General features: G+C 63.4%; 22 protein-coding genes and 1 pseudogene. 12 read left to right on the top strand and 11 right to left on the bottom strand.

Annotated elements, in window-relative coordinates:
* Positions 1-10: 10 nt before the first annotated feature.
* The 9 genes from QQ992_RS01830 to bioB form a co-directional block, all read right to left on the bottom strand.
* The gene (locus QQ992_RS01830) at positions 11-1,789 is read right to left on the bottom strand and encodes an acyl-CoA dehydrogenase C-terminal domain-containing protein (RefSeq protein ID WP_286112063.1); all 1,779 of its coding nucleotides are present in this window, start codon (positions 1,787-1,789) and stop codon (positions 11-13) included.
* A gap of 124 nt (positions 1,790-1,913) precedes the next feature.
* Complete coding sequence (locus QQ992_RS01825) at positions 1,914-3,197, bottom strand: GGDEF domain-containing protein (RefSeq protein ID WP_105947302.1); 1,284 nt, start codon at positions 3,195-3,197, stop codon at positions 1,914-1,916.
* A 157-nt stretch (positions 3,198-3,354) separates the two neighbouring features.
* Positions 3,355-5,160: a phenylacyl-CoA dehydrogenase gene (locus QQ992_RS01820; protein WP_286112062.1), complete on the bottom strand. Its 1,806-nt coding sequence runs from the start codon at positions 5,158-5,160 to the stop codon at positions 3,355-3,357.
* A 289-nt stretch (positions 5,161-5,449) separates the two neighbouring features.
* Positions 5,450-5,746, bottom strand: a complete 297-nt coding sequence (locus QQ992_RS01815) for a pyrroloquinoline quinone biosynthesis protein PqqE (RefSeq protein WP_286112061.1) — start codon at positions 5,744-5,746, stop codon at positions 5,450-5,452.
* Between the two features lie 146 nt (positions 5,747-5,892).
* The gene (bioD, locus tag QQ992_RS01810) at positions 5,893-6,573 is read right to left on the bottom strand and encodes a dethiobiotin synthase (RefSeq protein WP_105947305.1); all 681 of its coding nucleotides are present in this window, start codon (positions 6,571-6,573) and stop codon (positions 5,893-5,895) included.
* 10 nt (positions 6,574-6,583) lie between these two features.
* Entirely contained in the window at positions 6,584-7,402 is an 819-nt protein-coding gene (bioC, locus tag QQ992_RS01805; RefSeq protein WP_286112060.1) for a malonyl-ACP O-methyltransferase BioC, read from the bottom strand.
* Positions 7,395-8,126 carry an alpha/beta fold hydrolase gene (locus QQ992_RS01800; RefSeq protein ID WP_286112059.1) on the bottom strand — a complete coding sequence of 244 codons (732 nt, stop codon included), beginning with the start codon at positions 8,124-8,126 and terminating at the stop codon, positions 7,395-7,397. The genes bioC and QQ992_RS01800 overlap by 8 nt, the downstream gene beginning before the upstream one ends.
* On the bottom strand, positions 8,119-9,291 hold the full coding sequence (gene bioF, locus QQ992_RS01795; RefSeq protein WP_286112058.1) for an 8-amino-7-oxononanoate synthase: 1,173 nt from the start codon (positions 9,289-9,291) through the stop codon (positions 8,119-8,121). Before bioF ends, QQ992_RS01800 begins: the two co-directional genes overlap by 8 nt.
* Position 9,292: 1 nt before the next feature.
* Positions 9,293-10,351, bottom strand: a complete 1,059-nt coding sequence (gene bioB / locus QQ992_RS01790) for a biotin synthase BioB (protein ID WP_016714563.1) — start codon at positions 10,349-10,351, stop codon at positions 9,293-9,295.
* Positions 10,352-10,440: 89 nt separating this feature from the next.
* Between bioB and QQ992_RS01785 the strand changes: the two genes are divergently transcribed.
* The 4 genes from QQ992_RS01785 (at position 10,441) to rarD (ending at position 14,017) form a co-directional block, all read left to right on the top strand.
* Entirely contained in the window at positions 10,441-11,172 is a 732-nt protein-coding gene (locus QQ992_RS01785; RefSeq protein WP_286112057.1) for a ComF family protein, read from the top strand.
* Between the two features lie 59 nt (positions 11,173-11,231).
* Positions 11,232-11,996 carry a TOBE domain-containing protein gene (locus QQ992_RS01780; protein ID WP_286112056.1) on the top strand — a complete coding sequence of 255 codons (765 nt, stop codon included), beginning with the start codon at positions 11,232-11,234 and terminating at the stop codon, positions 11,994-11,996.
* A 94-nt stretch (positions 11,997-12,090) separates the two neighbouring features.
* On the top strand, positions 12,091-13,065 hold the full coding sequence (locus tag QQ992_RS01775) for a serine/threonine protein kinase (RefSeq protein WP_119368590.1): 975 nt from the start codon (positions 12,091-12,093) through the stop codon (positions 13,063-13,065).
* Positions 13,066-13,129: 64 nt separating this feature from the next.
* Positions 13,130-14,017 (top strand): EamA family transporter RarD, encoded by an 888-nt coding sequence (gene rarD / locus QQ992_RS01770; RefSeq protein WP_060499101.1) that lies wholly within the window; start codon positions 13,130-13,132, stop codon positions 14,015-14,017.
* A gap of 231 nt (positions 14,018-14,248) precedes the next feature.
* Here the strand turns inward: rarD and QQ992_RS01765 are convergent, their stop codons facing one another.
* Complete coding sequence (locus QQ992_RS01765) at positions 14,249-14,767, bottom strand: glycine cleavage system transcriptional repressor (protein ID WP_286112055.1); 519 nt, start codon at positions 14,765-14,767, stop codon at positions 14,249-14,251.
* A gap of 449 nt (positions 14,768-15,216) precedes the next feature.
* Here QQ992_RS01765 and QQ992_RS01760 point away from each other — a divergent pair, with 449 nt between their 5' ends.
* Positions 15,217-17,394, top strand: coding sequence for a malate synthase G (locus tag QQ992_RS01760; protein WP_286112054.1), 2,178 nt, complete (start codon positions 15,217-15,219; stop codon positions 17,392-17,394).
* 34 nt (positions 17,395-17,428) lie between these two features.
* On the opposite strand, the pseudogene QQ992_RS01755 reads toward QQ992_RS01760, so the two are convergent.
* Positions 17,429-17,967 (bottom strand): annotated as a pseudogene (locus QQ992_RS01755) (response regulator).
* Positions 17,968-18,083: 116 nt separating this feature from the next.
* Between QQ992_RS01755 and QQ992_RS01750 the strand changes: the two are divergent.
* The 7 genes from QQ992_RS01750 to QQ992_RS01720 all read left to right on the top strand — a co-directional run bounded on the left by QQ992_RS01750 (position 18,084) and on the right by QQ992_RS01720 (position 26,477).
* Positions 18,084-20,021 carry a DUF294 nucleotidyltransferase-like domain-containing protein gene (locus tag QQ992_RS01750; RefSeq protein WP_119368588.1) on the top strand — a complete coding sequence of 646 codons (1,938 nt, stop codon included), beginning with the start codon at positions 18,084-18,086 and terminating at the stop codon, positions 20,019-20,021.
* On the top strand, positions 20,018-20,728 hold the full coding sequence (locus QQ992_RS01745) for a 3'-5' exonuclease (protein ID WP_286112053.1): 711 nt from the start codon (positions 20,018-20,020) through the stop codon (positions 20,726-20,728). Before QQ992_RS01750 ends, QQ992_RS01745 begins: the two co-directional genes overlap by 4 nt.
* Positions 20,729-21,119: 391 nt before the next feature.
* Positions 21,120-21,638 (top strand): RNA polymerase sigma factor, encoded by a 519-nt coding sequence (locus QQ992_RS01740; protein ID WP_286112052.1) that lies wholly within the window; start codon positions 21,120-21,122, stop codon positions 21,636-21,638.
* Positions 21,635-22,591: a FecR domain-containing protein gene (locus tag QQ992_RS01735; protein WP_286112051.1), complete on the top strand. Its 957-nt coding sequence runs from the start codon at positions 21,635-21,637 to the stop codon at positions 22,589-22,591. The genes QQ992_RS01740 and QQ992_RS01735 overlap by 4 nt, the downstream gene beginning before the upstream one ends.
* Positions 22,592-22,699: 108 nt before the next feature.
* On the top strand, positions 22,700-25,135 hold the full coding sequence (locus QQ992_RS01730; RefSeq protein WP_286112050.1) for a TonB-dependent siderophore receptor: 2,436 nt from the start codon (positions 22,700-22,702) through the stop codon (positions 25,133-25,135).
* 56 nt (positions 25,136-25,191) lie between these two features.
* Positions 25,192-26,304, top strand: a complete 1,113-nt coding sequence (locus QQ992_RS01725) for a PepSY-associated TM helix domain-containing protein (RefSeq protein ID WP_286112049.1) — start codon at positions 25,192-25,194, stop codon at positions 26,302-26,304.
* Positions 26,301-26,477, top strand: coding sequence for a DUF4175 domain-containing protein (locus tag QQ992_RS01720; protein WP_147406331.1), 177 nt, complete (start codon positions 26,301-26,303; stop codon positions 26,475-26,477). Before QQ992_RS01725 ends, QQ992_RS01720 begins: the two co-directional genes overlap by 4 nt.
* Positions 26,478-26,534: the final 57 nt, after the last annotated feature.

The raw sequence follows: 26,534 nt of genomic DNA, 5'->3' as shown, positions 1-26,534 counted from the left end.
CCCAAATACGTCAGAACTGCTCGGCATCCAGCAGGTACAGCGATTCACTGCCTGCCTTCACCGAAGCCACCAGCGAATCCACCCGTGGCAGCAACCGCGCAAAGTAGAACCGCGCCGTACCCAGCTTGCCCGAGTAGAACGCCTCGTCGCCCTCACCCGCCTTGGCCGCCCGTGCCATCAGTGCCCACATATAGCCGTAGGCCACATAACCAAACGCATGCAGGTACTCGACCGAAGCCGCGCCGATTTCATTCGGGTTGCCTTTGGCCTGTTCCAGCACCCACTCAGTCAGCCCGTCGAGCTGGTCGAGGCTGGCCGCCAACGGCTTGGCAAATTCGTCCAGCTCGCCAGCTGCGCTGGCAATGAACTGGCGGATCTCGTCGGAGAACAACCGGTAGTACGCGCCACCGCTGGCCACCACCTTGCGCCCCATCAGGTCGAGGGCCTGGATGCCGTTGGTGCCTTCGTAGATCTGTGTGATGCGCACATCACGCACCAACTGCTCCTGCCCCCATTCGCGAATGTAGCCATGCCCGCCGAACACCTGCTGGCCATTCACCGCGCACTCCAGCCCCAGGTCGGTGAGGAAGGCCTTGGCCACTGGCGTGAGCAGCGCCACCAGCTCTTCGCTGCGTTTGCGCACGGCGGCGTCTTCGCTGTACTTGGCACTATCCAGTTGCATGGCCACGTAAGTGGAGAAGGCGCGACCGCCCTCGATCAGCGCTTTCATGGTCAGCAGCATACGGCGCACGTCCGGGTGGACGATGATCGGGTCGGCGGCCTTGTCCTTGGCCTGCGGGCCAGTCGGGGCACGGCTCTGCAGGCGGTCGCGGGCGTATTCCACGGCGTTCTGGTAGGAGCGCTCGGCCGAGGCCAGGCCCTGGATACCAACACCCAGGCGCTCGTAGTTCATCATGGTGAACATGGCCGCCAGGCCCTTGTTCGGCTCACCGACGATATAGCCGACTGCTTCGTCGAAGTTCATCACGCAGGTCGCCGAGGCCTGGATGCCCATCTTGTGTTCGATCGAACCGCAAGTGGCCGGGTTGCGTGCACCGAGGCTGCCATCTTCGTTGACCAGGAACTTGGGCACCAGGAACAGCGAAATACCTTTCGGCCCCGCCGGTGCGTCCGGCAGCTTGGCCAGCACCAAGTGGATGATGTTCTCGGTCAGGTCGTGCTCGCCACCGGTGATGAAGATCTTGGTGCCGCTGACCTTGTAGCTGCCATCGGCCTGGGGCTCGGCCTTGGTACGGATGATGCCCAGGTCGGTACCGGCGTGCGGCTCGGTCAGGCACATGGAACCGGCCCATACGCCGGCGTACATGTTCGGCAGGTACTTTTCCTTCAGCGCTTCGCTGGCGTGAGCATTGATCGACAGGCAGGCGCCGGCGGTCAGCATCGGGTACAAGCCAAAGGCCAGGCTGGAGGCGTTGACCATTTCCTCGACCTGGGCCGAGATGGCCTTGGGCATGCCCATGCCGCCGAACAGCGGGTCGCCGCCCACGCCGACCCAACCGCCTTCGGCGTAGGTGTTGTAGGCCTCGATGAAACCGGCGGGGGTGCGCACTGCGCCGTTGTCCCAGTGGCAACCTTCTTCATCGGCGGCGCGGCTGAGCGGCGCGATGGACTTGGCGGTGACCTTGCCGGCTTCCTCCAGCACGGCCAGAGCGGTGTCGGCATCGACAACGTCAGCCAGCCCGGGCAACTGCGCCCACTGCTCGGCCACGTTGAAGACTTCATTCAGTACGAAGCGCATGTCGCGCAGGGGCGCTTTATAGTCAGCCATGACAACCTCTCGCTAGTCGGGTCGGGGCGGTCTCGGGGAACCGCGACACAGGGGTTACTGGCAGTGTAACCGAACAACTTTTACGAGACATAGGGTCATCAACTGACCATGCAGTATTGCCCGGTCACGCCGTGCGTACGGCCCCTCGCTGCGATTGTTGCCCATGCACCATGACACAATTGCGCCCCGCGCCTTTGGCGCTGTAGAGCGCCTGGTCGGCGGATTTCAGTACCGCTTCGGGGTTGCGATGATCGGCCTGGCGCTCGGCCACGCCGATACTGATGGTGACCGACACCGTGCCGCCACTGCTGCCCGCCCGACGCTGGCGCCCGGCCGTGTCGTCCTGCGGGCGGTTGTGCTGATCGCGCAGGTGCATCACATAGTTGGCGATCACCTCACGCACCGCTTCCACGTGGGGCACGCACTCCTCGGCTGTCTTGCCCGCGAACACCAGGGCGAACTCCTCGCCGCCATATCGGTAGGCCCGGCCGCCGCCGGTCACCTTGGACAAACGGCTGGCCACCAGGCGCAACACCTGGTCACCCACGTCGTGGCCATGGGTATCGTTGAATTTCTTGAAGTGGTCCACGTCGGTCATGGCGATCACATAGTTGCGCCCCAGGCGCTGCATGCGCTCGTTCAGCGCGCGGCGCCCCGGCAGGCCGGTCAGCTCGTCGCGGAAGGCCATCTGGTAGGCCTCGTGCGCTACCGCTGCAGCGATCATCAACATCACCTGGCTGCACATGATGTTAAGGGTGAACGGCAGGATGAAGGTTTGCGGCAGCATCCAGAAAATGCCCAGCAGGCCGGTCAACTGCGCAGCATGCAGAGGCCTGGGGGCACGCAGGTATTGCACCACCAGCAGGATGAATACAGCGAGGAACAGTGGGTAAACCATCTGGATCAGGCTCATCCACTGGCCGTGCAAGGCTGGCCAGCGGATTTCCGCCAACCAGCTCAGCAGCGCTTCGGGGTAGCTTTGTTCGAGAGCCACCGCCACGCTGCCCACGGCAAACAGCACAGCGCCGCGTGCGACCAGGTCCTGCAGCAGGTGGGTACGTTCCTGCCAGGCGCCATACAAGCCGAACAGCGCGGGCAGCAACAGGCACACCAGGTGGAAGATCACCGCCGCGTCCTCGCGCACGCGGCCATGGTCACGGTAGAAGTCGGTCTGGGTGTCGAGCAGAAAGTAGGCGATGTACACCGTAAGCATCAGGAACAGCTCACGTTGCCGGCGGTACACGGCGCAGTAGGCGCCGCCCAGCAGCAGAACCAACGTAGGCAAGACATTGAACAGCGATGTGAAGAAGACACTGAGGTCTCTCACATAGGCTGCGGCGAGCCCTGCCAGCAACAAGAACAGCGAAGGCAGGAAGTGGCTTGCGCGAACAGCATTAAGACGAAACAAGGGTAATCTCCAACCCGGCAGATCAATAGTGGCATTGTGCCCTTAGTTCATCGGCAGTGCACATGAACAGTTGAATTTGCCGTTGGGTCGATTGGCCCCAGATGCGAAAAACCCGCCTGCCGGTGAGGGCAGGCGGGTTCCGTGTACAGCGGTAGGATCAGTACGACAGGCCGAAGTTTTCTTCGTCCATCGCCATCAGGTTGTTGGCACCCGACAGCATGGTCGCTACATGGGTACGGGTGCGCGGCAGGATGCGCTGGAAGTAGAACCGCGCCGTTTGCAGCTTGGCGGTGTAGAACGCCTCTTCGCTGGTGCCGGCTGCCAGTTTTTCGGCCGCCAGGCGGGCGATGTCGGCCCAGAAGTAGGCCAGGCAGGCATAGCCGGAATACATCAGGTAATCGACCGAGGCCGCACCCACCTCTTCGCGGTCTTTCATGGCGGCCATGCCCACTTTCATGGTCAGCTCGCCCCACTCCTTGTTGATTGCCGCCAGCGGCTCGACGAACTCCTTGACCGCTTCGTTACCTTCCTGCGCCTGGCAGAACTTGTGCACGATCTTGGTGAAGCCCTTCAGTGCTTCGCCCTGGGTCATCAGCACTTTACGGCCGAGCAGGTCCAGCGCCTGAATGCCGGTGGTGCCTTCGTACAGCATGGAGATACGGCTGTCGCGTACGTTCTGCTCCATGCCCCACTCGGCGATAAAGCCGTGGCCGCCGTAGATCTGCACGCCATGGTTGGCGGCCTCGAAGCCGACTTCGGTCATGAACGCCTTGGCAATCGGGGTCAGGAACGCCAGCAGGGCATCGGCCTTCTTGCGCTCTTCTTCGTCTTGGCTGTACTTGACGATGTCCACCTGCTTGGCCGTGAAGTACACCATCGCGCGGTTGCCTTCAGCGAAGGCCTTCATGGTCAGCAGCATGCGGCGCACGTCCGGGTGGACGATGATCGGATCAGCAGCCTTGTCCGGCGCTTTCGGGCCAGTCAGGGAGCGCATCTGCAGGCGCTCACGGGCGTACTTCAGGCCACCCTGGAACGCCACTTCGGCGTGGGCCAGGCCTTGCAGCGCGGTACCCAGGCGAGCGGTGTTCATGAAGGTGAACATGCAGTTCAGGCCTTTGTTGGCCGGGCCGATCAGGTAACCGGTGGCCGCATCGAAGTTCATCACGCAGGTAGCGTTACCGTGGATGCCCATCTTGTGTTCGATGGAGCCGCAGCTCACGCCGTTGCGCTCACCCACACCGCCCTCGGCGTCAGGCAGGAACTTCGGCACGATGAACAGCGAAATACCCTTGGTACCGGCCGGTGCGTCCGGCAGGCGGGCCAGGACGATATGGACGATGTTGTCGGCCATGTCGTGTTCACCGGCCGAAATGAAGATCTTGGTACCCGACACCTTGTAGCTGCCGTCAGCCTGTGGCTCGGCCTTGGTGCGCAGCATGCCCAGGTCGGTGCCGCAGTGTGGCTCGGTCAGGCACATGGTGCCGGTCCACTCGCCGGACACCAGCTTGGTCAGGTAGGTGTGCTGCTGCTCGGGGGTGCCGTGCGCAGAGATGGTGTTCATCGCACCATGGGACAGGCCTGGGTACATGCCCCACGACCAGTTCGAACCACCGACCATTTCACTCAGGGCCAGGCCCAGCGACTCTGGCAGGCCTTGGCCGCCGTGCTCGACGTCATGGGCCAGGCTCGGCCAGCCGCCTTCGACGAACTGTTCGTAGGCTGCCTTGAAGCCAGTCGGGGTTTTAACGCCCGATTCGCTCCAGGTGCAGCCTTCCTGGTCACCCACACGGTTCAGCGGCGACAGCACCTGCTCACAGAACTTCGCGCCTTCTTCGAGGATCGCGTCGACCATGTCGGGCGTGGCGTCCTGGCAGCCCGGCAGGCTCTGATAGTGCGCCTCATAGCCAAGCAGCTCGTCGCGAACGAAGCGGATATCACGCAAGGGGGCTTTGTAATCAGGCATTGCGATGAACCTCTGAGTCAGTTCTGTGGGGTGACCAGCTCTTGGCGGCCGTCTTATCAAACAGTTGTTTGAAACTTACGTTTAGCACCGCGTTCTGTCAAGGATGGACTATGGTGCCATTTACGCCACGAAAAATGGCAAATACGCCACGACATGATAAAAGCCCTTGTGGGAGCGGGTTTACCCGCGAATAGGCCCGCCCAGAAAATGATGCTGTCTGGGCTGACGCATTCGCGGGTAAACCCGCTCCCACAGGGGTTGGTGATAATGCTGACGAGTGCGCCGAGAATCAGGCGTAAGTGTCGATAATCCGGCCGAGCATTTCGTCGGATGCCTTGACCACCTTTGCGCCAAGCTCGACTTCGGTTTTGCCCAAGGCCATCTGCACGGTGCTGGTGGCCAGGTCCATCTGCTGGCTGCGGTCGACCGCACGTAAGCGCTCAGCCTGAAAGTCGCTGGACTGGCTGGTGGCGGTACGTTCGGCGGCGGTGTTGGCGATCTGGCCGGCGGCCTGATCGACGCGGTTCTGGCCGGTCTGGATTGCGCTCAGGCCCGCGTAGTAGGCGGAGCTACCGGTGATTTCCATGTCAGGACTCCATTGACGCTGGATGACGAACAGGCTCAATTAAAGCAGGCCTGCCGTGAAAAGGCCCGTTTAAATCCCTAATGGCCTGGTGCCAGCTGATAGGCCTTGGGTATTCCTGCCCGCGAAACGGCCAAGCCTGGAAATCACTAATCCAGAAGATCCAGTTGCAGGTGTTCAGCCACCATGTCAGCACTGGCCTGCTTCAGTTTGGGCACCCGCCCCAGGCAAGGCGCCGGCAAACGCTCGGCCAGGCTGGCCAGGTTTTCTTCCAGCCGCGAAGTACGCGGCTCGATGATGTTCGCCACCCACCCGGCCAATTGCAGCCCGTCTCGCTCGATCGCCTCGGCACTGAGCAAGGCATGGCTGATACAACCCAAGCGAACGCCCACCACCAGAATCACCGGCAATTGCAGGGCAACGGCAAGGTCCGAAAGGTTCTCCAACCCCGACAACGGCACACGCCAGCCACCCGCACCTTCAACCAGCGTGAAGTCGGCATTTTGTTGCAGCACATTGCGCATCGCTGCCAACAGCGCCGGCACGGCCAGCGTCACCCCCGCCTCGCGCGCCGCCACATGCGGGGCAATCGCCGGCTCGAAGGCGAACGGGTTGACCTGCTCATACGGCAACTTGATCGTACTTTCATCGATCAGCGCCTGGGCATCACTATTGCGCAACCCTTTCGGCGTCATCGTGCAGCCCGAGGCCACCGGTTTGGCGCCCAGCGTGCTCATGCCCTGCGACCGCGCCGCATGCAACAGCCCGGCGGCGATGGTGGTCTTGCCGACATCGGTATCGGTACCGGCGATGAAATAGGCCTGGCTCATCGTGCTCCCCTTACGCCTGTGGCTTGCGCAACACACCATAGACCACTTGATAGGTGGCTGGCAGCCCCGCAGGCTGGCGAAATGCCTCATAAGCGTGCAACAGGCCCTGCACGCGCGCCCGACCGGTAAGCCCGGAAGGTCGCCCGGGGTTCAGGTTGTGTGCCCCCAACGCCTTGAGTTCATGGGTCAGGCTGCGTACATCCGGGTAGTGCAGCACGTGCGGGCAACGCTGCAATTCAAGCTGTTCCAGCCCACTGCCAGCACACAGGCGTTGATAATCCTCAAAACGGCGGAAGCGGTTCACATGCACCAGGCCATCCACTGCCTGCCAACTGGCCCGCAGTTCGTCGAGGGTGCCCACGCACAGGCTACTGAAGGCCAGCACACCACCGGGGCGCAGCACACGCGACGCCTCTGCCAGCACGCTGGCGAACTGGTCGCACCACTGCACGGCCAGGCTGGAAAACACCAGGTCGACACTGCCGTCACGCAGCGGCAAACGCTCGGCATCACCTGCCACGTGGTACTGCGCCCCACCCTGTTCATGACGGGCATGGCGCAGCATGCCTTCGGCGATATCCACCGCCACGCCACTGGCCTGGGTAAAACGCTGCGCCAGGATGCGGCTGAAATGGCCAGTGCCGCTGCCCAGGTCCAGCCAGCGCGACGGCTGCAGGCCAGTCGGCAACTGCTCCAGCAGGCTTAAACCTACCGCGCGCTGCAAGGCCGCCACGCTGTCGTAGCTGGCGGCAGCGCGGGAGAACGAAGCGGCCACCTGGCGTTTGTCGGGCAGCGCGCCGGGTAAAGTCGGACGGGAAAGGTCAGTCATCGCCACTCTCATGCAGGAAACTCTTGATGCCCGCCGCCAGCTCCTGCGGGTACTCCAGCAGGAATGCGTGGGAACTGTCTTCGACCAGGCCCACTTCCACATCGGGCAGCAACTCGCTCAACGCTTTTGCCGCCTCTGCCGGCACCAGTGCATCGCTACCGGCAAACAGGTGCAACTGCGGGCCGGCATAGGCCTGCAGGGCCTCACGGGTATCAAGCTGGGCCAGCACTTCAAGGCCTGTGGCCAGGTACAGCGGGTCGGTATCCGGCACGCCGACACCCAGTTGCCGCAGCAACGTGCGCGGTTGCTGGGCGCCATCGCTGCACAGCGTGCGGAAGCGCTTGAGCGTGACCTGGGTATGGCTGCGGCAGCCATCGAGGAAGGTGCCGAAGGTGTCTTCGGCCATGCCATGGGGCCAGTCCGGGCGGGCCACGAAGCTGGGGTTGCTGGCCAAGGTCAGCAGGCCACAGCAGTGGTCACCGCGCTTGTGTGCCAAGGCGCTGGCCAGCATGCCGCCCAACGACCAGCCGCCCAGCCACACGTCGTTCGGCAGCTTGCGATCCAGGTGGTCGACCCAGGCCTGAACATCGCTGTCGGCCAATTCCGGCAAGGGCATCAACTCCACCTGCAGGCGGGCGTCCTGGGCGCGCAGGCTGGCTGCCAGCGGCTCCAGGGAAGCAGTGCCCAGGCCCCAGCCGGGCAGCAGTACAAGGCGATTACGCATCGGCGTTCTCCAACTGTGGATAACACTCGGCCAATGCATTCAACAATAGCTGCACCTGCGCTTCGCTGTGCGCGGCGCTCAGGGTCACCCGCAGGCGCGCACTGCCTGCCGGCACGGTAGGTGGGCGGATGGCCGTCACCAGCAAGCCGCGCTCGCGCAGCATGCGCGACAGGCGCAGGGCCTGTGCGCTGTCGCCGATCACGATGGGCTGGATCGGCGTCGGGCTGTCCATCAGTTGCAGCCCGATCTGCTGCGCGCCCTCGCGGAACTGGCGAATCAACGCAGTCAGATGCTCACGCCGCCAAGTCTCGCGGCGCAGCAACTCCAGGCTCTTGAGCGTGGCGCAGGCAAGCGCCGGTGGCTGGCTGGTGGTGTAGATGTAGGGGCGGGCGAATTGCACAAGCGCCTCGATCAGCTCTTCGCTGCCGGCAACGAAGGCACCGGCAGTACCGCAGGCCTTACCCAGCGTGCCGATCAGCACCGGCACGTCCTCCACACCCAGGCCGAAGTGCTCGACGATACCGCCGCCCTGCGTACCCAAGGTACCCAGACCATGGGCATCGTCGACCATCAGCCAGGCACCGCGCGCCCGGGCGACATCGGCAAGTGCCGACAAGTCGGCCAGGTCGCCGTCCATGCTGAACACGCCATCGGTCACCACCAGGGTATTGCCGACGGCCTTGTCCAGGCGGCTGGCCAGGCTGGCCGGGTCGTTGTGCAGGTAGCGGTTGAAGCGGGCGCCACTGAGCAACCCGCCATCCAGCAGGGACGCGTGGTTCAAGCGGTCCTGCAGCACGGTATCGCCCTGTCCCACCAATGCGGTGATAGCACCCAGGTTGGCCATGTAGCCGGTGGAGAACAGCAGCGCACGCGGGCGCCCGGTCAGTTCGGCCAGCGCCTCTTCAACCTGGTGGTGCGGCGTGCTGTGGCCGACCACCAGGTGCGAAGCGCCGCCACCCACACCCCAGCGCTCGGCGCCGGTCTGCCAGGCGGCGATCACTTCAGGGTGGTTGGCCAGGCCCAGGTAGTCATTGCTGCAGAAGGCCAGCAAGCGCTGGCCGTCGACCACCACTTCCGGCCCCTGCGGGCTTTCCAGCAGTGGCCGCTGCCGATACAGGTCTGCGGCGCGCCGTTCGGCCAGGCGCGCCGCCAGGTCGAAGGCCATGTCAGGCCGATGCAGCGTTGTAGAACATCTCGCTGCTGCGCTGTTCGACCAACGCCTGCTCGATGGCCGCCTGGTGCACTTCGTCGGCGTGCTCTTCACGCGCTTCGGGCTTGATGCCCAGGCGCGCGAACAGTTGCATGTCCTTGTCGGCCTGCGGGTTGGCGGTGGTCAGCAGTTTTTCGCCGTAGAAGATCGAGTTGGCGCCGGCCATGAAGGCCAGGGCCTGCATCTGCTCGTTCATTTGCTCGCGGCCGGCGGATAGGCGCACGTGCGACTTGGGCATCAGCAAGCGGGCCACGGCCAGCATGCGGATGAAGTCGAACGGGTCCACATCCTCTTCCTCGGCCAGCGGCGTGCCGGCCACCTTGACCAGCATGTTGATCGGCACCGACTCCGGGTGCTCGGGCAGGTTGGCCAACTGGATCAGCAGGCCCGCGCGGTCGTCCAGCGACTCACCCATGCCCAGGATGCCGCCCGAGCAGATCTTCATGCCGGCATCACGCACGTAGGCCAGGGTTTGCAGGCGCTCGCTGTAGGTGCGGGTGGTGATGATGCTGCCGTAGAACTCCGGCGAGGTGTCGAGATTGTGGTTGTAGTAGTCCAGGCCCGCCTGGGCCAAGGCCACGGTTTGCTCCTGGTCAAGCTTGCCCAGGGTCATGCAGGTTTCCAGGCCCATGGCCTTTACCCCTTTGACCATCTCCAGCACATAGGGCATGTCTTTGGCCGATGGGTGCTTCCAGGCCGCGCCCATGCAGAAACGGGTGGAGCCGATGGCTTTGGCGCGCGCGGCCTCTTCCAGCACCTTCTGCACTTCCATCAGCTTCTGTTTTTCCAGCCCGGTGTTGTAGTGGCCGGACTGCGGACAATATTTGCAATCTTCCGGGCAGGCGCCGGTCTTGATCGACAGCAGGGTCGAAACCTGCACGCGGTTCGGGTCGAAATGCGCGCGGTGCACGGTCTGCGCCTGGAACAGCAGGTCATTGAACGGTTGCTGGAACAGCGCCTTGACCTCGGCCAGGGACCAGTCGTGACGTGTTGTTGCAGTTGTGCTGGCGCTCATCGGCGTTTCCTTGTTTAGGCTGTAGCTGGCGCCGGGACAGGAAAGCCCGCCAGCGCATCACGGATAGCTCGCATAGTCATGGAAGGCCTATGAACTGTCAACCATACTGGAAAACACTGGTTTACAAGTGCTCATTTATTAATCAATCGTGTTTATTGTGCGATGAGCCTGCCGAGCAGGCCTACCCCCTGTGTATTGCCTGCGAGCAGGAATTGCCTTGGCTAGGTGATCATTGCCAGCGCTGCGCCCTGCCGATGCCCATGGCGGGCCTGACCTGCGCTCAGTGCTGTCGCTGCCTGCCGGCCTTCGACCAGGTGTTTGCGCTTTGGCAATTCGGCTTTCCGGTCGATACGCTGGTCAGCCGCTTCAAGCACAACCGGCAGTGGCCCTTGGGGCGGTTGATGGCTGAATTGCTGGGGCATGGGCTGCTGCACCGCTTTGCCGAAGGGGTAGCCCGCCCTGAACTGCTGTTGCCCGTCCCCTTGGCCAGGCGTCGACTGCGCGAACGAGGGTTCAACCAGGCGGGGATGCTTGGGCGTTGGTTGTCTTCGCAACTTGGGCTGGTTTGCGACGAGCGGTTATTGGTGCGCACGCGCGAGACGCCTGCACAACAACAGCTGGACGCCAAGGCACGGCGGCGCAATTTACGTCAGGCGTTTGCGGTCACGGGCGATTTGACAGGCAAGCATGTGGCCATCGTCGATGATGTGGTAACCACCAGTGCCACCGTACAGGCCATTGCCGAAGTGCTGCGCAAAGCCGGCGCGCAGCGTGTGGATGTGTATTGCCTGGCGCGCACGCCCAAGCCGGGGTATGCATGACACTGCACAGTCCTACACAATCCACCTTCAGGCCCTTCATTTACAACGACTCAATGCCCATGCCGCTGCCCACTCTGCTTACCCAGCACATCGCCCGCCGCCCCAAGCGCATTGCGCTGCTGCAGCACATTGCCGAGCAAGGCTCGATCACCCGCGCCGCCAAGGCTGCGGGCATCAGCTACAAGGCAGCCTGGGATGCCATTGACGAGCTCAACAACCTGGCCAGCCAGCCCTTGGTGGAGCGCAGCACCGGTGGCCGTGGCGGTGGCGGTGCGCGTTTGTCGCCGGAAGGCGAGCGGGTGCTGCGCCTGTATCAGCGGCTGCAGGCCTTGCAGGCGCAAATCCTTGAAGCCGCCGAAGAGTCCAGCGACCTCGACCTGCTCGGCCGCCTGATGCTGCGCACCAGCGCGCGTAACCAGCTGCAGGGCCAGGTCAGCGGCCTGCGCCGTGAAGGCCGGTATGACCGTGTCAGCCTGGCATTGGGCGGTGGGCTGGAAATTGATGCGCTGATCACGCACGACAGTACCGCGCGGCTGGAGCTGGCGCTGGGGACGATGGTGGTGGCGTTGCTCAAGGCTGGCTGGGTACGGTTGTTAGCGGAGGGGGAAGAGGCTGAAGCGGGCAGCAATTGCTTGAGCGCTACGGTGGAAGACGTGCTGGCGGAGGATGACGGACCTGGTGAGGTCCGGCTGGCGCTGGGCAATGGGCAGACGCTGTGTGCAATTGCCGAGGTGGATTGGTTGTCCGGACAGCAGGTGGCGGCGGGCAGTTCGGTGCGGGTGCAGTTTCATCCGTCCTATGTGCTGATCGGGGTTCCTGCCTAGCCTGGCCGCGCTTCGCGCGGTTCGCGGGCGCGAAGAGGCCGGCACAGGTGGAACGCGGTAACATGGCCCCACGCCGCTTATCCCCGGAGCCTCCATGTCCCACCCCTTCGACACCCTCACCCCCGACCTGGTCCTGGACGCCGTGGAAAGCATCGGCTTTCTCAGCGATGCCCGGGTGCTGGCACTGAACAGCTACGAAAACCGCGTCTATCAGGTGGGCATCGAGGACGCGCAGCCGCTGATCGCCAAGTTCTACCGCCCAGGTCGCTGGAGCGATGCGGCCATCCTCGAAGAACACCGCTTCACCGCCGAACTGGCTGACTGCGAAGTGCCGGTGGTTGCGCCCCTGCAGCACGATGGCCGCACCTTGTTCGAACACCAGGGTTTCCGTTTCACCCTGTTCCCCCGCCGTGGTGGTCACGCCCCGGAGCCGGGCAACCTCGACCAGCTGTACCGCCTGGGCCAACTGCTCGGCCGCCTGCACGCCGTAGGCGCCAGCAAACCGTTCGAGCACCGTGAGGCCTTGGCTGTGGACAACTTCGGCCACGCCTCGCTCAATACCTTGCTGGAAGGCGATTTTGTTCCGCGCGAGCTGCTGCCAGCATTCGAATCCGTGGCCCGCGACGTGCTCAAGCGGGTTGAGGAGATCTACGCCCGCACGCCCCACCAGCTCATCCGCCTGCACGGCGACCTTCACCCCGGCAACCTGATGCACCGCGACGAGGTGTACCACGTGGTCGACCTCGACGACTGCCGCATGGGCCCGGCCGTGCAGGACCTGTGGATGATGCTGGCCGGCAGCCGCGAAGAGCGGCTGGGGCAGTTGGCCGAGCTGATCGATGGCTACAACGAGTTCCACGACTTCGACCCGCGCGAACTGGCCCTGATCGAACCCCTGCGCGCCCTGCGCCAGCTGCACTACAGCGCCTGGCTTGCGCGGCGTTGGGACGACCCGGCGTTCCCGCCCAGCTTCCCGTGGTTCGGCCAGCCCCGCTACTGGGGCGACCAGATTCTCGCCCTGCGCGAACAGATGGCGGCACTGGACGAAGCACCGCTGAAATTGTTCTAGAAGCACGCCCGCCTCTGTCTACAATAGGCGTCGCTTTATTTAGCTACCTAAGCAAGGATTCTGCATGCACGCCGCAAACCCGCGTCGCGGGTACATACTGGGCCTCAGTGCCTACATCATCTGGGGCCTGTTCCCCCTGTACTTCAAGGCGATCCAGAGCGTCCCAGCGGTGGAGATCATTGTCCACCGGGTACTCTGGTCGGCATTGTTCGGCTCGCTGCTGCTACTGGTGTGGAAGCACCCCGGCTGGTGGCGCGAACTGCGTGACAACCCCCGCCGGCTGGGCATCCTGGCCCTGAGCGGTGCGCTGATCGCCGGTAACTGGCTGACGTACGTGTGGTCGGTGAACAACGGCCGCATGCTCGAAGCCAGCCTGGGCTACTACATCAACCCGCTGATCAATGTGCTGTTGGGCATGCTGATTCTTGGCGAACGCCTGCGCCGCCTGCAGTGGCTGGCGGTGGGCATGGCCGCCGTGGGCGTGGCCCAGCAGGTGTGGCAAGTGGGCAGCCTGCCCTGGGTGTCGCTGGTGCTGGCGCTGAGCTTCGGCTTCTATGGGCTGATTCGCAAACAGGCGCCAGTGGCGGCATTGCCGGGCCTGGTAGTGGAAACCTGGATGCTGGTGCCGCTGGCCCTTGGCTGGCTGCTGCTGCACCCGGCGGCGATGAGTGCCCAAGGCGCGTTCTATACCAGCAGCGAGGCGCTGTGGCTGATGGCTGCCGGGCCGGTGACGCTGATACCGTTGGTGTGCTTCAACGCGGCGGCGCGGCACCTGCCGTACACCACGCTGGGCTTCCTGCAATACCTGGCACCCACACTGGTGTTGCTGCAGGCAGTGCTGCTGTTTGATGAGCACCTGTCGTCGAGCAACCTGGTGGCGTTCATGTTCATCTGGGCGGGTTTGGCCATTTACAGCGTCGATGCCTGGTTAAGTTTGCGCAAGCGCAGCTGATCAAAAAATGATCAAATCTCTGCAGGCCAGGTGATGCGTGGCCTGCAGAGAAATCTCCAAAGGTTATCCACATCCTCGTCCCCGTGCTTTGTGCACAAGGTGCTGATTTTTGGGTGTTTTTTGAGCAAACCTGTGTAAGGCACGTGCGGCCTGGGCTGGAGAGGGGAACCCCCAGGTTATCCACAGGGCCTTCCCCGTGATATCGGGATAACCGCAAGGGTCAGTCTCGAATCAATCCTCGGCCCGCAAGTGCAACTCCACCATCAAGTCGTCCGCCAGGCTCTCCAGCTTCTGCTGCAGCACATCCAGCGGCAAGGTCAACGGCAGCGCCAGCAGCGCATCGGCATGAAACAGCGGCTCGCTGCTCATCGGTGCAGGCCGCACCTCTGTGGAAAACCGCTCGACGTTCACCTGCAACTCAGCCAGCAAACGAGTAATGTCACGCACGATCCCTGGCCGGTCGTTACCCACCAGTTCCATGGCAATCGGTTTCCATGTGCAAGAGGGCTCAATCCCGCTCTCGGCAATCAGCACCCGAATGTCATACCTGGCCAACCCCTCCAGCGACGCCACCAGCTCAGCGTAATTCTCAGCCGGCACCGCCACCCGCAGGATGCCGGCAAACTGCCCGGCCATACGCGACATACGGCTTTCCAGCCAGTTGCCACTGTGGTCGGCGATGCATTGGGCAATACGTTCGACCTGGCCGGCCTTGTCAGGGGCAATTACCGTCAGTACAAGATGATCCACAAGCCCTTCCTCGTGTCGGACCGCGCCGGGCGGCAGAAAATCGGGGGATCGACTCAGTATAGGCAAGGCGCGGCAACCTGCCGCAGGGCAATCCGCACAACCAATCGTGTACTGTTTCAAGATTTATCTGGAACAATCCACCTGTTTTTTGCGAACATACCCACTCCCAGCGTGACCATACGCGACCAACGGGTCGCATAACGGCGCTTTTAGTCTGATTTTGCCCCGCCTACTGCTTCATGTAGTATCCCGTGGCGCGGACTACAAAACGTCGTTTGGATGTCTGCCAAGGCGCCTGTGAAAATACGCACACTGCCCGCCAGCCAGTCTGGCAGGCCGCACCCAGCCGCGTCCGGCGCAACCCGGGGGCATGCACTGGTGCCGTGTTTAGAGAAGCGCTACAGGCTTAATACAGAAGAGCGAAATAGCTGAGCAGAGTGAGGCAAGCAATGACTGGATACGTTCAAGTCGGTGGCCTTCAGGTCGCCAAGGTCCTGTACGACTTCGTGAACAACGAAGCCATCCCCGGGACCGGCATCGTCGCCGAGCAGTTCTGGGCGGGTGCAGAGAAGATCATCAATGACCTCGCTCCAAAGAACAAAGCCCTGCTCGCCAAGCGCGACGAGCTGCAAGCCAAGATCGACGCCTGGCACCAGGCACGCAAAGGCCAGGCCCACGACGCCGTAGCCTACAAAGCATTCCTCCAGGAAATCGGCTACCTGCTGCCACAAGCCGACGATTTCCAGGCCACCACCCAGAACGTGGACGAAGAAATCGCCCACATGGCCGGCCCACAGCTGGTCGTTCCGGTGATGAACGCCCGTTTCGCCCTCAACGCCGCCAACGCCCGTTGGGGTTCGCTGTACGACGCCCTGTACGGCACCGACGCCATCAGCGATGAAGGCGGCGCCGAAAAAGGCCAGGGTTACAACAAGGTCCGTGGCGACAAGGTCATCGCCTTCGCCCGTGCCTTCCTTGACGAAGCCGCGCCACTGGCCGCCGGCTCGCACGTCGACTCCACCGGCTACCGCATCGAAGGCGGCAAACTGGTTGTGGCCCTCAAAGGCGGCAGCAACAGCGGCCTGCGTGATGACGCGCAACTGATCGGCTTCCACGGCGACGCCGCCGCGCCGACTGCTGTGCTGCTCAAGCACAACGGCCTGCACTTCGAAATCCAGGTCGATGCCAGCACCCCGGTTGGCAGCACCGACGCTGCGGGTGTGAAAGACATCCTGATGGAATCGGCACTGACCACCATCATGGACTGCGAAGACTCGGTTGCCGCCGTCGATGCCGACGACAAGGTGATCGTCTACCGCAACTGGCTGGGCCTGATGAAAGGCGACCTGGCCGAAAGCGTGAGCAAGGGTGGCAAAACCTTCACCCGCACCATGAACCCGGACCGCGAGTACGCCGCGCCAAACGGCGGCAGCGTGACCCTGCATGGCCGTTCGCTGCTGTTCGTGCGTAACGTTGGCCACCTGATGACCAACCCGGCGATTCTCGATGCCCAGGGCAACGAAATTCCTGAAGGTATCCAGGACGGCCTGTTCACCAACCTGATCGCCCTGCACAACCTCAACGGCAACACCAGCCGCAAGAACACCCGCAGCGGCAGCGTGTACATCGTGAAGCCGAAGATGCACGGGCCGGAAGAAGTGGCTTTCGCCGCCGAGATCTTCAGCCAGGTCGAAGACCTGCTGGGCATGCCGCGCAACACCGTCAAGGTCGGCATCATGGACGAAGAGCGCCGTACCACGGTCAACCTCAAGTCCTGCATCAAGGCAGCCGCCGAGCGCGTTGCGTTCATCAACACCGGTTTCCTCGACCGCACGGGCGATGAAATCCACACCTCGATGGAAGCCGGCGCCGTAGTGCGCAAGGGCGCCATGAAGAACGAGAAGTGGATCGGCGCCTACGAGAACAACAACGTCGACGTTGGCCTGGCCACCGGCCTGCAAGGCCGTGCGCAAATCGGCAAAGGCATGTGGGCCATGCCCGACCTGATGGCTGCCATGCTGGAGCAGAAAATCGCCCACCCGCTGGCCGGTGCCAACACCGCCTGGGTGCCGTCGCCGACTGCCGCCACCCTGCACGCCCTGCACTACCACAAAGTGGACGTGCAGGCGCGCCAGCGTGAACTGGCTTCGCGTACCCCGGCGTCGGTAGACGACATCCTGGCCATCCCGCTGGCTGCCGATACCAACTGGTCGGCCGAAGAAATCCGCAACGAGCTGGACAACAACGCCCAGGGCATCCTCGGCTACGTGGTGCGCTGGATCGACCAGGGCGTGGGTTGCTCGAAAGTGCCGGACATCAACAACGTCGGCCTGATGGAAGACCGCGCCACCCTGCGTATTTCGGCCCAGCTGCTGGCCAACTGGCTGCGCCATGGCGTAGTCAGCCAGGAGCAAGTGCTGGAAAGCCTCAAGCGCATGGCCGTGGTGGTTGACCAGCAGAACGCCGGCGACGCCCTGTACCGCCCGATGGCGCCGAACTTCGACGACAACGTCGCGTTCCAGGCCGCTGTCGAGTTGGTGGTGGAAGGTGGCAAGCAGCCGAACGGCTACACCGAGCCGGTGCTGCACCGTCGTCGCCGCGAATTCAAGGCGCGTAACGGGTTGTAAATCGAAAGGGGCCGCTTTGCGGCCCCTTTCTGCATCACTCTATTTTCAGTTCTTTCTTCACCAGCTCCAGCAGCTTGCCCAGGTCCACCGGCTTGAGCAGGAAATCCACCACCCCCAGGTGCATCACGTCCACCGCCTCTTTCACATCGGTGTCGCCCGATACCACGATGATCGACAACGCCGCCCGTTCCGACGCGCGAATCGTCCGGATCAGGTCCAGGCCATCTTCAGGCTGCATGCGCAAATCCGTAATCATCAACGCTATGCGCTTTTGGTAGTGGAGGTACAGCCTGGCTTCCTCGGCCCCGTCCGCCCCCACCGCATCGATGCCCCGGCTTTTCAAGTACAGGATCAGCGCCTCGCGGTTAACCGCGTTATCGTCCACCACCAGCACCAACGGCCTGGGCGCCACAGGCGCACTCACCACGGCCAATGCCTCGCGCTCGGCGTCGCTCAGGATGTCGGTGTGCTCAGGCATGGTCATCTCGTCAAAAAATTCCGCTTCAGCAGTAGGACCACTTTACTTGCGTAACCCGGTTCGCCTTTCGTCGGGTCTTTGACAGGGGGGCTCATAGACTTACGTCCAATGGGCACCACCCCGCCGCAAGCCGACCATGGAGGCAGAGAACAACAGGGCCGGCACCTATATATAGATATATATAGTTCGGCATAGCGATACGGTCAGTTTCATGAGCAAAAAGGACGCCTACAGCCAGGCGGGCAGGACGGCAGTGCTGCAGAACATCCAGGGCACCCTGCAGTTCCTGCAGCGCTTCCCGCCGTTCAACCAGATGGAGCACAGCCACCTGGCCTTCCTGGTGGAACAGTGCCAGCTGCGCTTCTATGCCAGCGGCGAAAGCATCGTCAAACCTGCCGACGGGCCGGTGGAGCACTTCTACATCGTCAAGCAGGGGCGAGTGGTTGGCGAGCGCCAGCACCTGGTCAAACCTGGCGTGGAGACCACCTTCGAAATCACCAGCGGCGAATGCTTCCCGCTGGCCGCACTGCTGGGCGAACGGGCGACCCGCACCGAGCACCTGGCCGGTGAAGACACCTTCTGCCTGCAGTTGAACAAAGCCGCGTTCATCCGCGTGTTCTCGATGTCTGAAGTGTTTCGGGATTTTGCCTTGCGTGGGGTCAGCAGCCTGCTCGACCAGGTCAACCAACAGGTACGCCAGCGCGCGGTGGAAACCCTCGGTACCCAGTACTCACTGAACACCCCGCTGGGTGAGCTGGCCATGCGTCACCCGGTGGTGTGCAGCGCCGATACACCGTTGCGCGATGCCGTGCGGCTGATGCACGAACAGCAGGTCGGCAGCATCGTGGTGATCGACCTGCAGCGCTACCCTGTCGGCATCTTCACCCTGCGCGATCTGCGCCAGGTGGTGGCGTCGATGGATGCAGACCTGGGCGCCCCCATCGAGCGGCACATGACCGCCAAGCCCTTCTACCTCAGCCCCCAGGCCAGCGCCTTCGACGCGGCCATGGCCATGACCGAACGGCATATCGCCCACGTGTGCCTGGTGGAAAACCGACGCCTGTGCGGGGTGGTTTCCGAGCGCGACCTGTTCTCGCTGCAACGGGTCGACCTGGTGCACCTGGCGCGTACCATCCGCCATGCGCCTCGGCTGGACACCCTGGTTTCGCTGCGCGGTGAAATCAGCCAGCTGGTCGAGCGCATGCTCGCCCACGGCGCATCGTCCACGCAGATCACCCAGATCATCACCTTGCTCAACGACCACACCGTGTGCCGGGTGATCGAGCTGGCACTGGCCGAGCGCGGCGACCCGGGCGTGCCATTCAGTTGGCTGTGCTTCGGCAGCGAAGGGCGCCGCGAGCAGACCCTGCACACCGACCAGGACAACGGCATCCTCTTCGAGGCCGCCGACAGCGCCGAGGCCGACAGCATCCGTGCGCGCCTGCTGCCGCTGGCGCAGTACATCAACCAGTGCCTGGCACAGTGCGGCTTTACCCTGTGCAAGGGCAACATCATGGCCGGCAACCCTGAATTGTGCCTGTCGCGCAGCGAGTGGGCACGGCGCTTTGCCGGTTTTGTCCGCGAAGCCAGCCCGGAGAACCTGCTGGGCTCCAGCATCTATTTCGACCTGCGCGTGGTGTGGGGCGACGAGCAAGGCTGCGAGCAGCTGCGCCAAAGCCTGCTGGAGCAAGTAGCCGACAACCGCCTCTTCCAGCGCATGATGGCCGACAATGCCCTGCGCCAGCGCCCACCGGTGGGCCGCCTGCGCGAATTCGTGCTGACCCGCCAGGGCAACGACAAGGCCGCCACCCTCGACCTCAAGGTCCAGGGCCTGACGCCCTTCGTCGATGGCGCACGCTTGCTGGCCCTGGCCAATGGCATCGGCGCCTGCAATACCCTGGAGCGCCTGCGCCAACTGGTGGCCAATGGCGTGATCGAGCCACTGGATGGCGCTGCCTATGAAGAGGCTTATCACTTCATCCAGCAGACCCGCATGCAGCAGCATCAGCGCCAGACCCGCGACAACCTGCCGTACTCCAACCGGCTCGACCCGGACAGCCTCAACCACCTGGACCGGCGCATCCTGCGCGAGTCCCTGCGCCAGGCCCAACGCTTGCAAAGCAGCCTGGCCTTGCGGTATCAGCTATGAGCCTGTTTGCCTGGCTGCGCCCCAGCACGCCCGAGCTGGACCACGCCATGCGTCAGCGCCTGGCCCGGCAGCCCAAGCCCGCGCCGCTGGGTGTGTGCAGTTTGCGTGAGCAGCGCTGGGTAGTGCTGGACCTGGAAACCAGCGGGCTTAACCCCAACCGTGATCAGGTGTTGTCGATCGGGGCGGTGGCCATCGAGGACGGTGCTATCGACTTTGCGCAACAGTTCGAACGCACCCTGCACCGGCCGTTGCAGAAAACCAACGCCAGCGTGCTGATCCACGGCCTTGGCCCTAGTGCCTTGGCCGCCGGTTGCGACCCGGCCGAGGCCTTGCTGGATTTGCTCGACTTCATTGGCAGCAGCCCGGTACTGGCGTTTCATGCGCCATTCGACCAACGCATGCTGGCGCGGGCGCTGAAGGAAAGCCTGGGTTACCGCTTGCAGTCACCGTTCCTCGATGTGGCCGAACTGGCGCCGATGCTTAACCCCGACACCGTGTTGCGCGAGGCCGGGCTGGATGACTGGGTCGCGCGGTTTGGCTTGCAGGTGGAAGAACGCCACCATGCCAGTGCCGATGCTCAGGTAACGGCTGAACTGGCGCTGATTTTGTTCAGCCAGGCCCGGCGCCAGCAGCTGGACAGCCCGTTGCAGCTGGAGCAGCGGTTGCGTGGGTGGCGTAGGCGCAAGCTGCAGAGTCACGGGTTGTAGGGCGTTAGTTAGGCAGCGCCTGTGACATCGAGCGCCGCCCGCGCGGCGCATCGCGAGCAAGCTCGCTCCTACATTTGTTTCGGGCCAGTTATTCCTGAGGCCGAGGCGCGCGGCCCCTTGGCGTCCACCTCTATATCGTGTGGAACAAACAAGGCGGTCGCGCGCGCTGTCGCAGGAGTTACTGGCCCGAAACAAATGTAGGAGCGAGCTTGCTCGCGATGCGCCGCGCGGGCGGCGCTCGATTTCACAAGCGCTAAAAGACTCAAGCCAGCCCCATCAGCCTTTTCCATGATGGCAATCCGATAAGCGTCCATTGCACCCACCCCCTCCCCTCTGCAACAATCGCGAATAATTATCGTTAGTTAATGCATACGTTCCGGGGGGACGCTGCTTGTCTTCTGCACAGAGCCCACACGCCGATCTGGTCGGTGCGCTGTACCGCGACCATCGCGGCTGGCTGCTCGCCTGGCTGCAACGCAGCATGGCCTGCCGCCAACGTGCCGAAGACCTGAGCCAGGACACCTTCGTGCGCCTGCTCGGCCGCGAGCAGCTGGACACCCCCCGCGAACCCCGCGCTTTCCTCGCCGCCGTCGCCAAGGGGCTGATGTTCGACCACTTCCGCCGAGCGGCGCTGGAACAGGCCTACCTGGCCGAGCTGGCGCTGATCCCGGAAGCCGAACAACCTTCGCCTGAAGTGCAACACCTGATCCTCGAAGACCTCAAGGCCATCGACCGCCTGCTGGGCAAGCTGTCGAGCAAGGCCCGCGCGGCGTTCCTGCACAACCGTCTGGACGGCATGGGGCATGCCGAGATCGCCGAGCGCCTGGGCGTTTCGGTATCGCGGGTGCGCCAGTACATCGCCCAAGGCATGCGCCAGTGCTACGTGGCCCTGTACGGGGAGCCGGCGTGAGCAACGCACCGGTTTCGTCCCGGGTACTGGAGGCCGCCATCGCCTGGAAACTCAGCCTCGGCGACGCCAGCGGCTCACCGGATGAACGCAACGAATTCATGCGCTGGCATGCCGCCAGTGAAGAACATGCCCGGGCCTGGCGCCAGCTCGGCGCCATGGACCAACGCGTCAGCGCAGCGGCCGGCCCGGCACGCCAGGCCCTGCTGCAATCGCGCGTCAGCCTGCGGCGCCGAATCGGCAAGGTTGGCGGCGGGCTGGCCGGCATGTTTCTGCTCGGCTCACTGCTGGCCTGGGTCGGCGCCCCGTCGCTGGCACCCAGCTACTGGCTGGCCGACCAGCGCACCGCAACTGGCGAGTTGCGTACCTTGCGCCTGCAAGACGGCACATTGCTGAGCCTGAACACCCACACCGCCGTGGACATCGACTACGCAGGCGAGCAGCGGGTGATTGTGCTGCACCAAGGCGAAATTTCGGTCGAAACCGGCCACCAGGACTCGCGTCCTCTACTGGTACGTACCGACGATGGCCGCCTGCGGCCACTGGGCACGCGCTTCCTGGTACGCCGCGAAGCCGACGGTACGCGCCTGGAAGTGCTGCAAGCCTCGGTCGCGGCCATGCCGCATAACAGTGGCGACGAGCAAGTGCTGCGTGAAGGCCAGCAAGTGTTGATGAACGCCAACGGCCTCGGCCAGATCGGCACGGTGCCCGCCGGTGCCGATGCCTGGACCCGGGGCATGCTGGTGGTCGACAACGTGCGCCTGGGCGACCTGCTGGCCGCGCTGGGCCAGTACCGCACTGGCCACCTCGGGGTGGACGCCAAGGTCGCCGACCTGCGCGTAACCGGCAGCTTCCCGCTGACCGACACCGACCTGGCGCTGGCATCGCTGGTGCCGGCTTTGCCGGTGAAAATCGAGCGGCATACCCAGTGGTGGGTGAACGTGGTACCGAAGTAAGGCTGAACGCCAAAAATACTGCTCAAAAATTTTCAGATCAGCCCTGTCACTTTTCAAATCTCGCTCGGCAAGGAAGCAGTTAGCACTTATCCGTCCAGGAGCCACTGCATGTCCCGTGCTGTTGATCGTATCTTGCGCCCTAGCCTGATGGCCCTTGCCATCGCCGTAGCCGCGCCATTGGCCAGCCCCGTCTTGTGTGCCGCCGAGCAATCCGCTGCGCGCGCCTATGACCTGCCCAGCGCCCCGCTGGCCACCACCCTGAACCAGATCGCCAGCCAGGCCGGTATCGCCCTGGCCATCGACCCGGCGTTGGTCAGCGGTCGCACCTCGGCCCCGGTGACCGGCCAGTACGACGGCCTCGGTGCCCTGCAAGCCGCCCTGCGCGGCACGGGCCTGCAACTGCAACAAAGCAGCGTGGGCAGCTACAGCCTGGTGGCTACGCCGGAAGGGACACTGGCGTTACCAGAAACCGCAATCAACGCTACAGCCAATTATGAAAGCGCCTGGGGGGCGGTCGAGGGTTACACCGCAACCCGCACGGCCGCAGGCACCAAGACAGACACTGCCATCGCCGAACTACCCCGCTCGGTAACCGTGATCACCCGGCAGCAGATGGAAGATCGTCCAGTACTCAGCCTGAATGATGCCCTGCGCTATACGGCAGGCGTGCAGAGCAGCGGCTACGGCTCCGACTCCCGCAGCGACTGGTTGCTGGTACGTGGTTTTGTGCCCACCCAGTTCCTGGATGGCCTGCCATTGCCCAAGGGGAACTATGCCACCCCCAAGATCGAACCCTGGAACCTGGAGCGCATCGCCGTGCTGCGCGGCCCGGCTTCATCGGTGTACGGCCAGACCCCGCCAGGCGGGTTGCTGGACATGACCAGCCGTCGGCCGCAACTGGAAAGCAGCCATGAAATCGAAGCCCAGGTTGGCAGCAACAATCACAAGCAGATCAACTTCGACAGCACCGGCAAGCTCGACGATGCAGGCCAGTTCCTGTACCGGGTGAGCGGTACCGTGCGTGACAGCGGCTCGCCGATCGACCATATACCGGACAAGCGCTATAACATCGCGCCCAGCCTGACCTGGAACATCAACGACGACACCAAGCTGACCTTCATCTCCCAGTACACCCGCGATGATACCGGTATTACTGGCCAGTTCTTGCCTCTGCAAGGCACCAAGCTGGACAGCCCGGCGGGCAAGATTTCTCACCACAAGAACCTGGGTGACCCGGATTGGGAGTCCTACGACCGCACCTACTATCACCTCGGCTATGCGTTTGAAACCCGCCTGAATGACACCTGGCAGTTCCGCCAGAACCTGCGCTATGCGCGCAACGAACTGGACTTCAAGGGTATTACCGCCGGTGGCTCGATCTGGCCAGCCGGGCCGGACGAAGCCGTCAGCGCCGATGGCACCGTGCAACGTACTGCCGGTATCGTCGAGGAAGATATCTCCCAGTTCGCAGTGGACAACAACTTCCAGGCCGATTTCCAGACTGGCCAACTCTCCCATACCCTGCTGCTGGGCCTCGACCATCAGCGCTCGGACAGCAACGCTCGCTGGCGTTGGGGCTCGGCCGGCGTGCCATCAAGCAACATCCATAACCCGATATACGGCCAGGATTTCTCGAACGTTCAGTACTTCGACATGTACGACTACGATCAGAAAACCCAGCAGACCGGCCTGTACGCCCAAGACCAGATGGCCTTGGACAACTGGCGCCTGACCCTGGGTGGTCGTGAGGACTGGGTGCACACCGGCACCACCTTCCACAATCAGGGCGACGCTACCAATACCCAGCGCGACAAGAAGTTCAGTGGTAACGCAGCGCTCAGTTATGTGTTCGATAACGGCCTGACGCCTTACATCTCCTATGCCGAGTCGTTCCAGGCCGCTACCGGGTCAACCGTCAATAGCACCGATGCATTCAAGCCGACCGAAGGCAAGCAATACGAACTGGGTATCAAGTATCAACCGCCAGGCAGCAAAAGCCTGTTCACTGCCGCTGTATTCGACCTGACGCAGCAGAACATGTCGGTGACCGAGGGTGGCGTCACCCGCCAGGTTGGCGAAGTGCGTGTGAAAGGCCTTGAGCTTGAGGCTACTTCGGATGTGAGCGAAAACCTCAAGCTGGTGGGTTCCTACACCTACAACGACAGCGAAATCACCAAAGGCACCAGCGAAGAGAAAGGCAAGCGCATGGCGCAGGTTCCGCGCAACCAGGCCACTGCCTGGGCCGACTACACCTGGCACAGCGGGGCGCTGGACGGCTTTGGCGTAGGCGTTGGCGTGCGCTACGTGGGCGATACCTACGGCAACACCACGAATACCGACTGGGGCCATGTGGGCTCGTACACAGTCTACGACGCCTCCGTACATTACGACCTTGGCCGCCTGAACAACACACTCAAGGGCGTCACCGTGGCTGTAGATGCGAAAAACCTGTTCAACAAGGACTATCTGTCGACGTGTGATGGGTACTACTGCTACTACGGCGACGAACGCAACGTGGTCGCCAGCGTCAACTACAAGTTCTGAGTGAACGGGGGCCGCTTTGCGGCCCCCTGTTCCAACAGACAACAAACGGTACCGTGATGAAAAGCCGAACCATCCGCCGCTGGTCCGTGATCCACACCTGGAGCAGCCTGGTCTGTACCCTGTTCCTGCTGTTGCTGGCGCTCACCGGCCTGCCGCTGATTTTCCACCACGAAATCGAACACCTGCTCGGCGACGCCCCCGAACTGCGTGACATACCAGCAGGCACCCCGCACCTCGACCTGCAGCAGCTGGTACTGAAAGCCGAACAACACCGCCCCGGCGAAGTCATGCAGTACTTTGGCTACGACGAAGACGAACCTAACGGCGTGGTCGCCATCACCGCCGCCACTGCGGGCACCGACCCCAACTTGTCGCACACCTTCATGCTCGACGCCCGCACCGGCGAAGCAGTGGCCATGCCGGCGGCCAATCGCGGGTTCATGATGGTGATGCTGCGCCTGCATGTGGACATGTTCGCCGGCCTGCCCGGCAAGCTGCTGCTGGCCTTCATGGGCGTACTGTTCGTCGTCGCGATCGTCTCTGGCACGGTGTTGTATGCGCCGTTCATGCGCCGCCTGGCCTTCGGCACGGTGCGCCACGAAAAGTCCACCCGCCTGCGCTGGCTCGACCTGCACAACCTGATCGGCGTGGTCACCCTGGTCTGGGCATTGACGGTAGGCATAACCGGCGTGATCAGTGCCCTGTCCGACCTGGTTATCGCGGCGTGGCGTAACGACAGCCTGGCCGCCATGGTCGCGCCTTACCGCGACGCCCCGCCGCTCACCGAACGCGCGCCAGCCACACGCCTGCTGGCAATTGCCGAACAGGCCGCGCCCGGCATGCGCCCGGACTTCATCGCCTTCCCCGGCACGCGCTTTTCCAGTGAACACCACTACGCAGTGTTCATGAACGGCGCCACGCACCTGAGCTCGCACCTGTTCACACCCGTGTTGATCGATGCCCGTACCCTGGAGGTTACAGCGGTTGGCGAACGCCCTTGGTACATGGACGCCATGGGCCTGTCGCAACCGCTGCATTTCGGCGATTACGGCGGGCGACCGATGCAGATCCTGTGGGCGGTGCTCGACGTGCTGACCATCATCGTGCTCGGCAGCGGCCTGTACCTGTGGTGGGGCAAACAGCGCAAGCCCAGAGAGGTACGCGCATGAGCCACACGTCGCAGTCGGCCTGGCGCATTTTCGCCTGGCCCGCGCTGATAGGCGCTTTGAGCGCCTTGGGGCTGTTTGCCGCCCTGCTCGGCGATGGTGTGTGGGATGGGCTGTCCTGGCTGGGCCTGGGCCTACCGGCAGTTCTGGCGATACGCGGCCTGCGCCGCCGTTGAGGTAGTGGGTTAACACAGCTGCCCGCGCGGTTTGCAGCAGCATGGTTCACTTCCACC

Source organism: Pseudomonas kurunegalensis, from assembly GCF_030291635.1.
Lineage (GTDB): Bacteria > Pseudomonadota > Gammaproteobacteria > Pseudomonadales > Pseudomonadaceae > Aquipseudomonas > Aquipseudomonas monteilii.
The sequence above is the reverse complement of the archived record's forward strand: the minus strand, read 5'-3'. Positions and strand labels throughout refer to the sequence as shown.

Bases quoted from the DNA above. Each gene is read 5' to 3' on its own strand.
- QQ992_RS01820 (WP_286112062.1), bottom strand. From the start codon at position 5,160: ATGCCTGATTACAAAGCCCCCTTGCGTGATATCCGCTTCGTTCGCGAC.
- QQ992_RS01725 (WP_286112049.1), top strand. From the start codon at position 25,192: ATGAAAAGCCGAACCATCCGCCGCTGGTCCGTGATCCACACCTGGAGC.
- bioF (WP_286112058.1), bottom strand. From the start codon at position 9,291: ATGGCCTTCGACCTGGCGGCGCGCCTGGCCGAACGGCGCGCCGCAGAC.
- QQ992_RS01775 (WP_119368590.1), top strand. From the start codon at position 12,091: ATGTCCCACCCCTTCGACACCCTCACCCCCGACCTGGTCCTGGACGCC.
- QQ992_RS01720 (WP_147406331.1), top strand. From the start codon at position 26,301: ATGAGCCACACGTCGCAGTCGGCCTGGCGCATTTTCGCCTGGCCCGCG.
- QQ992_RS01815 (WP_286112061.1), bottom strand. From the start codon at position 5,746: ATGGAAATCACCGGTAGCTCCGCCTACTACGCGGGCCTGAGCGCAATC.
- QQ992_RS01745 (WP_286112053.1), top strand. From the start codon at position 20,018: ATGAGCCTGTTTGCCTGGCTGCGCCCCAGCACGCCCGAGCTGGACCAC.
- rarD (WP_060499101.1), top strand. From the start codon at position 13,130: ATGCACGCCGCAAACCCGCGTCGCGGGTACATACTGGGCCTCAGTGCC.
- QQ992_RS01830 (WP_286112063.1), bottom strand. From the start codon at position 1,789: ATGGCTGACTATAAAGCGCCCCTGCGCGACATGCGCTTCGTACTGAAT.
- QQ992_RS01730 (WP_286112050.1), top strand. From the start codon at position 22,700: ATGTCCCGTGCTGTTGATCGTATCTTGCGCCCTAGCCTGATGGCCCTT.
- bioD (WP_105947305.1), bottom strand. From the start codon at position 6,573: ATGAGCCAGGCCTATTTCATCGCCGGTACCGATACCGATGTCGGCAAG.
- QQ992_RS01785 (WP_286112057.1), top strand. From the start codon at position 10,441: ATGAACTGTCAACCATACTGGAAAACACTGGTTTACAAGTGCTCATTT.
- QQ992_RS01760 (WP_286112054.1), top strand. From the start codon at position 15,217: ATGACTGGATACGTTCAAGTCGGTGGCCTTCAGGTCGCCAAGGTCCTG.
- QQ992_RS01800 (WP_286112059.1), bottom strand. From the start codon at position 8,126: ATGCGTAATCGCCTTGTACTGCTGCCCGGCTGGGGCCTGGGCACTGCT.
- bioC (WP_286112060.1), bottom strand. From the start codon at position 7,402: ATGACTGACCTTTCCCGTCCGACTTTACCCGGCGCGCTGCCCGACAAA.
- QQ992_RS01750 (WP_119368588.1), top strand. From the start codon at position 18,084: ATGAGCAAAAAGGACGCCTACAGCCAGGCGGGCAGGACGGCAGTGCTG.
- bioB (WP_016714563.1), bottom strand. From the start codon at position 10,351: ATGAGCGCCAGCACAACTGCAACAACACGTCACGACTGGTCCCTGGCC.
- QQ992_RS01780 (WP_286112056.1), top strand. From the start codon at position 11,232: ATGCCGCTGCCCACTCTGCTTACCCAGCACATCGCCCGCCGCCCCAAG.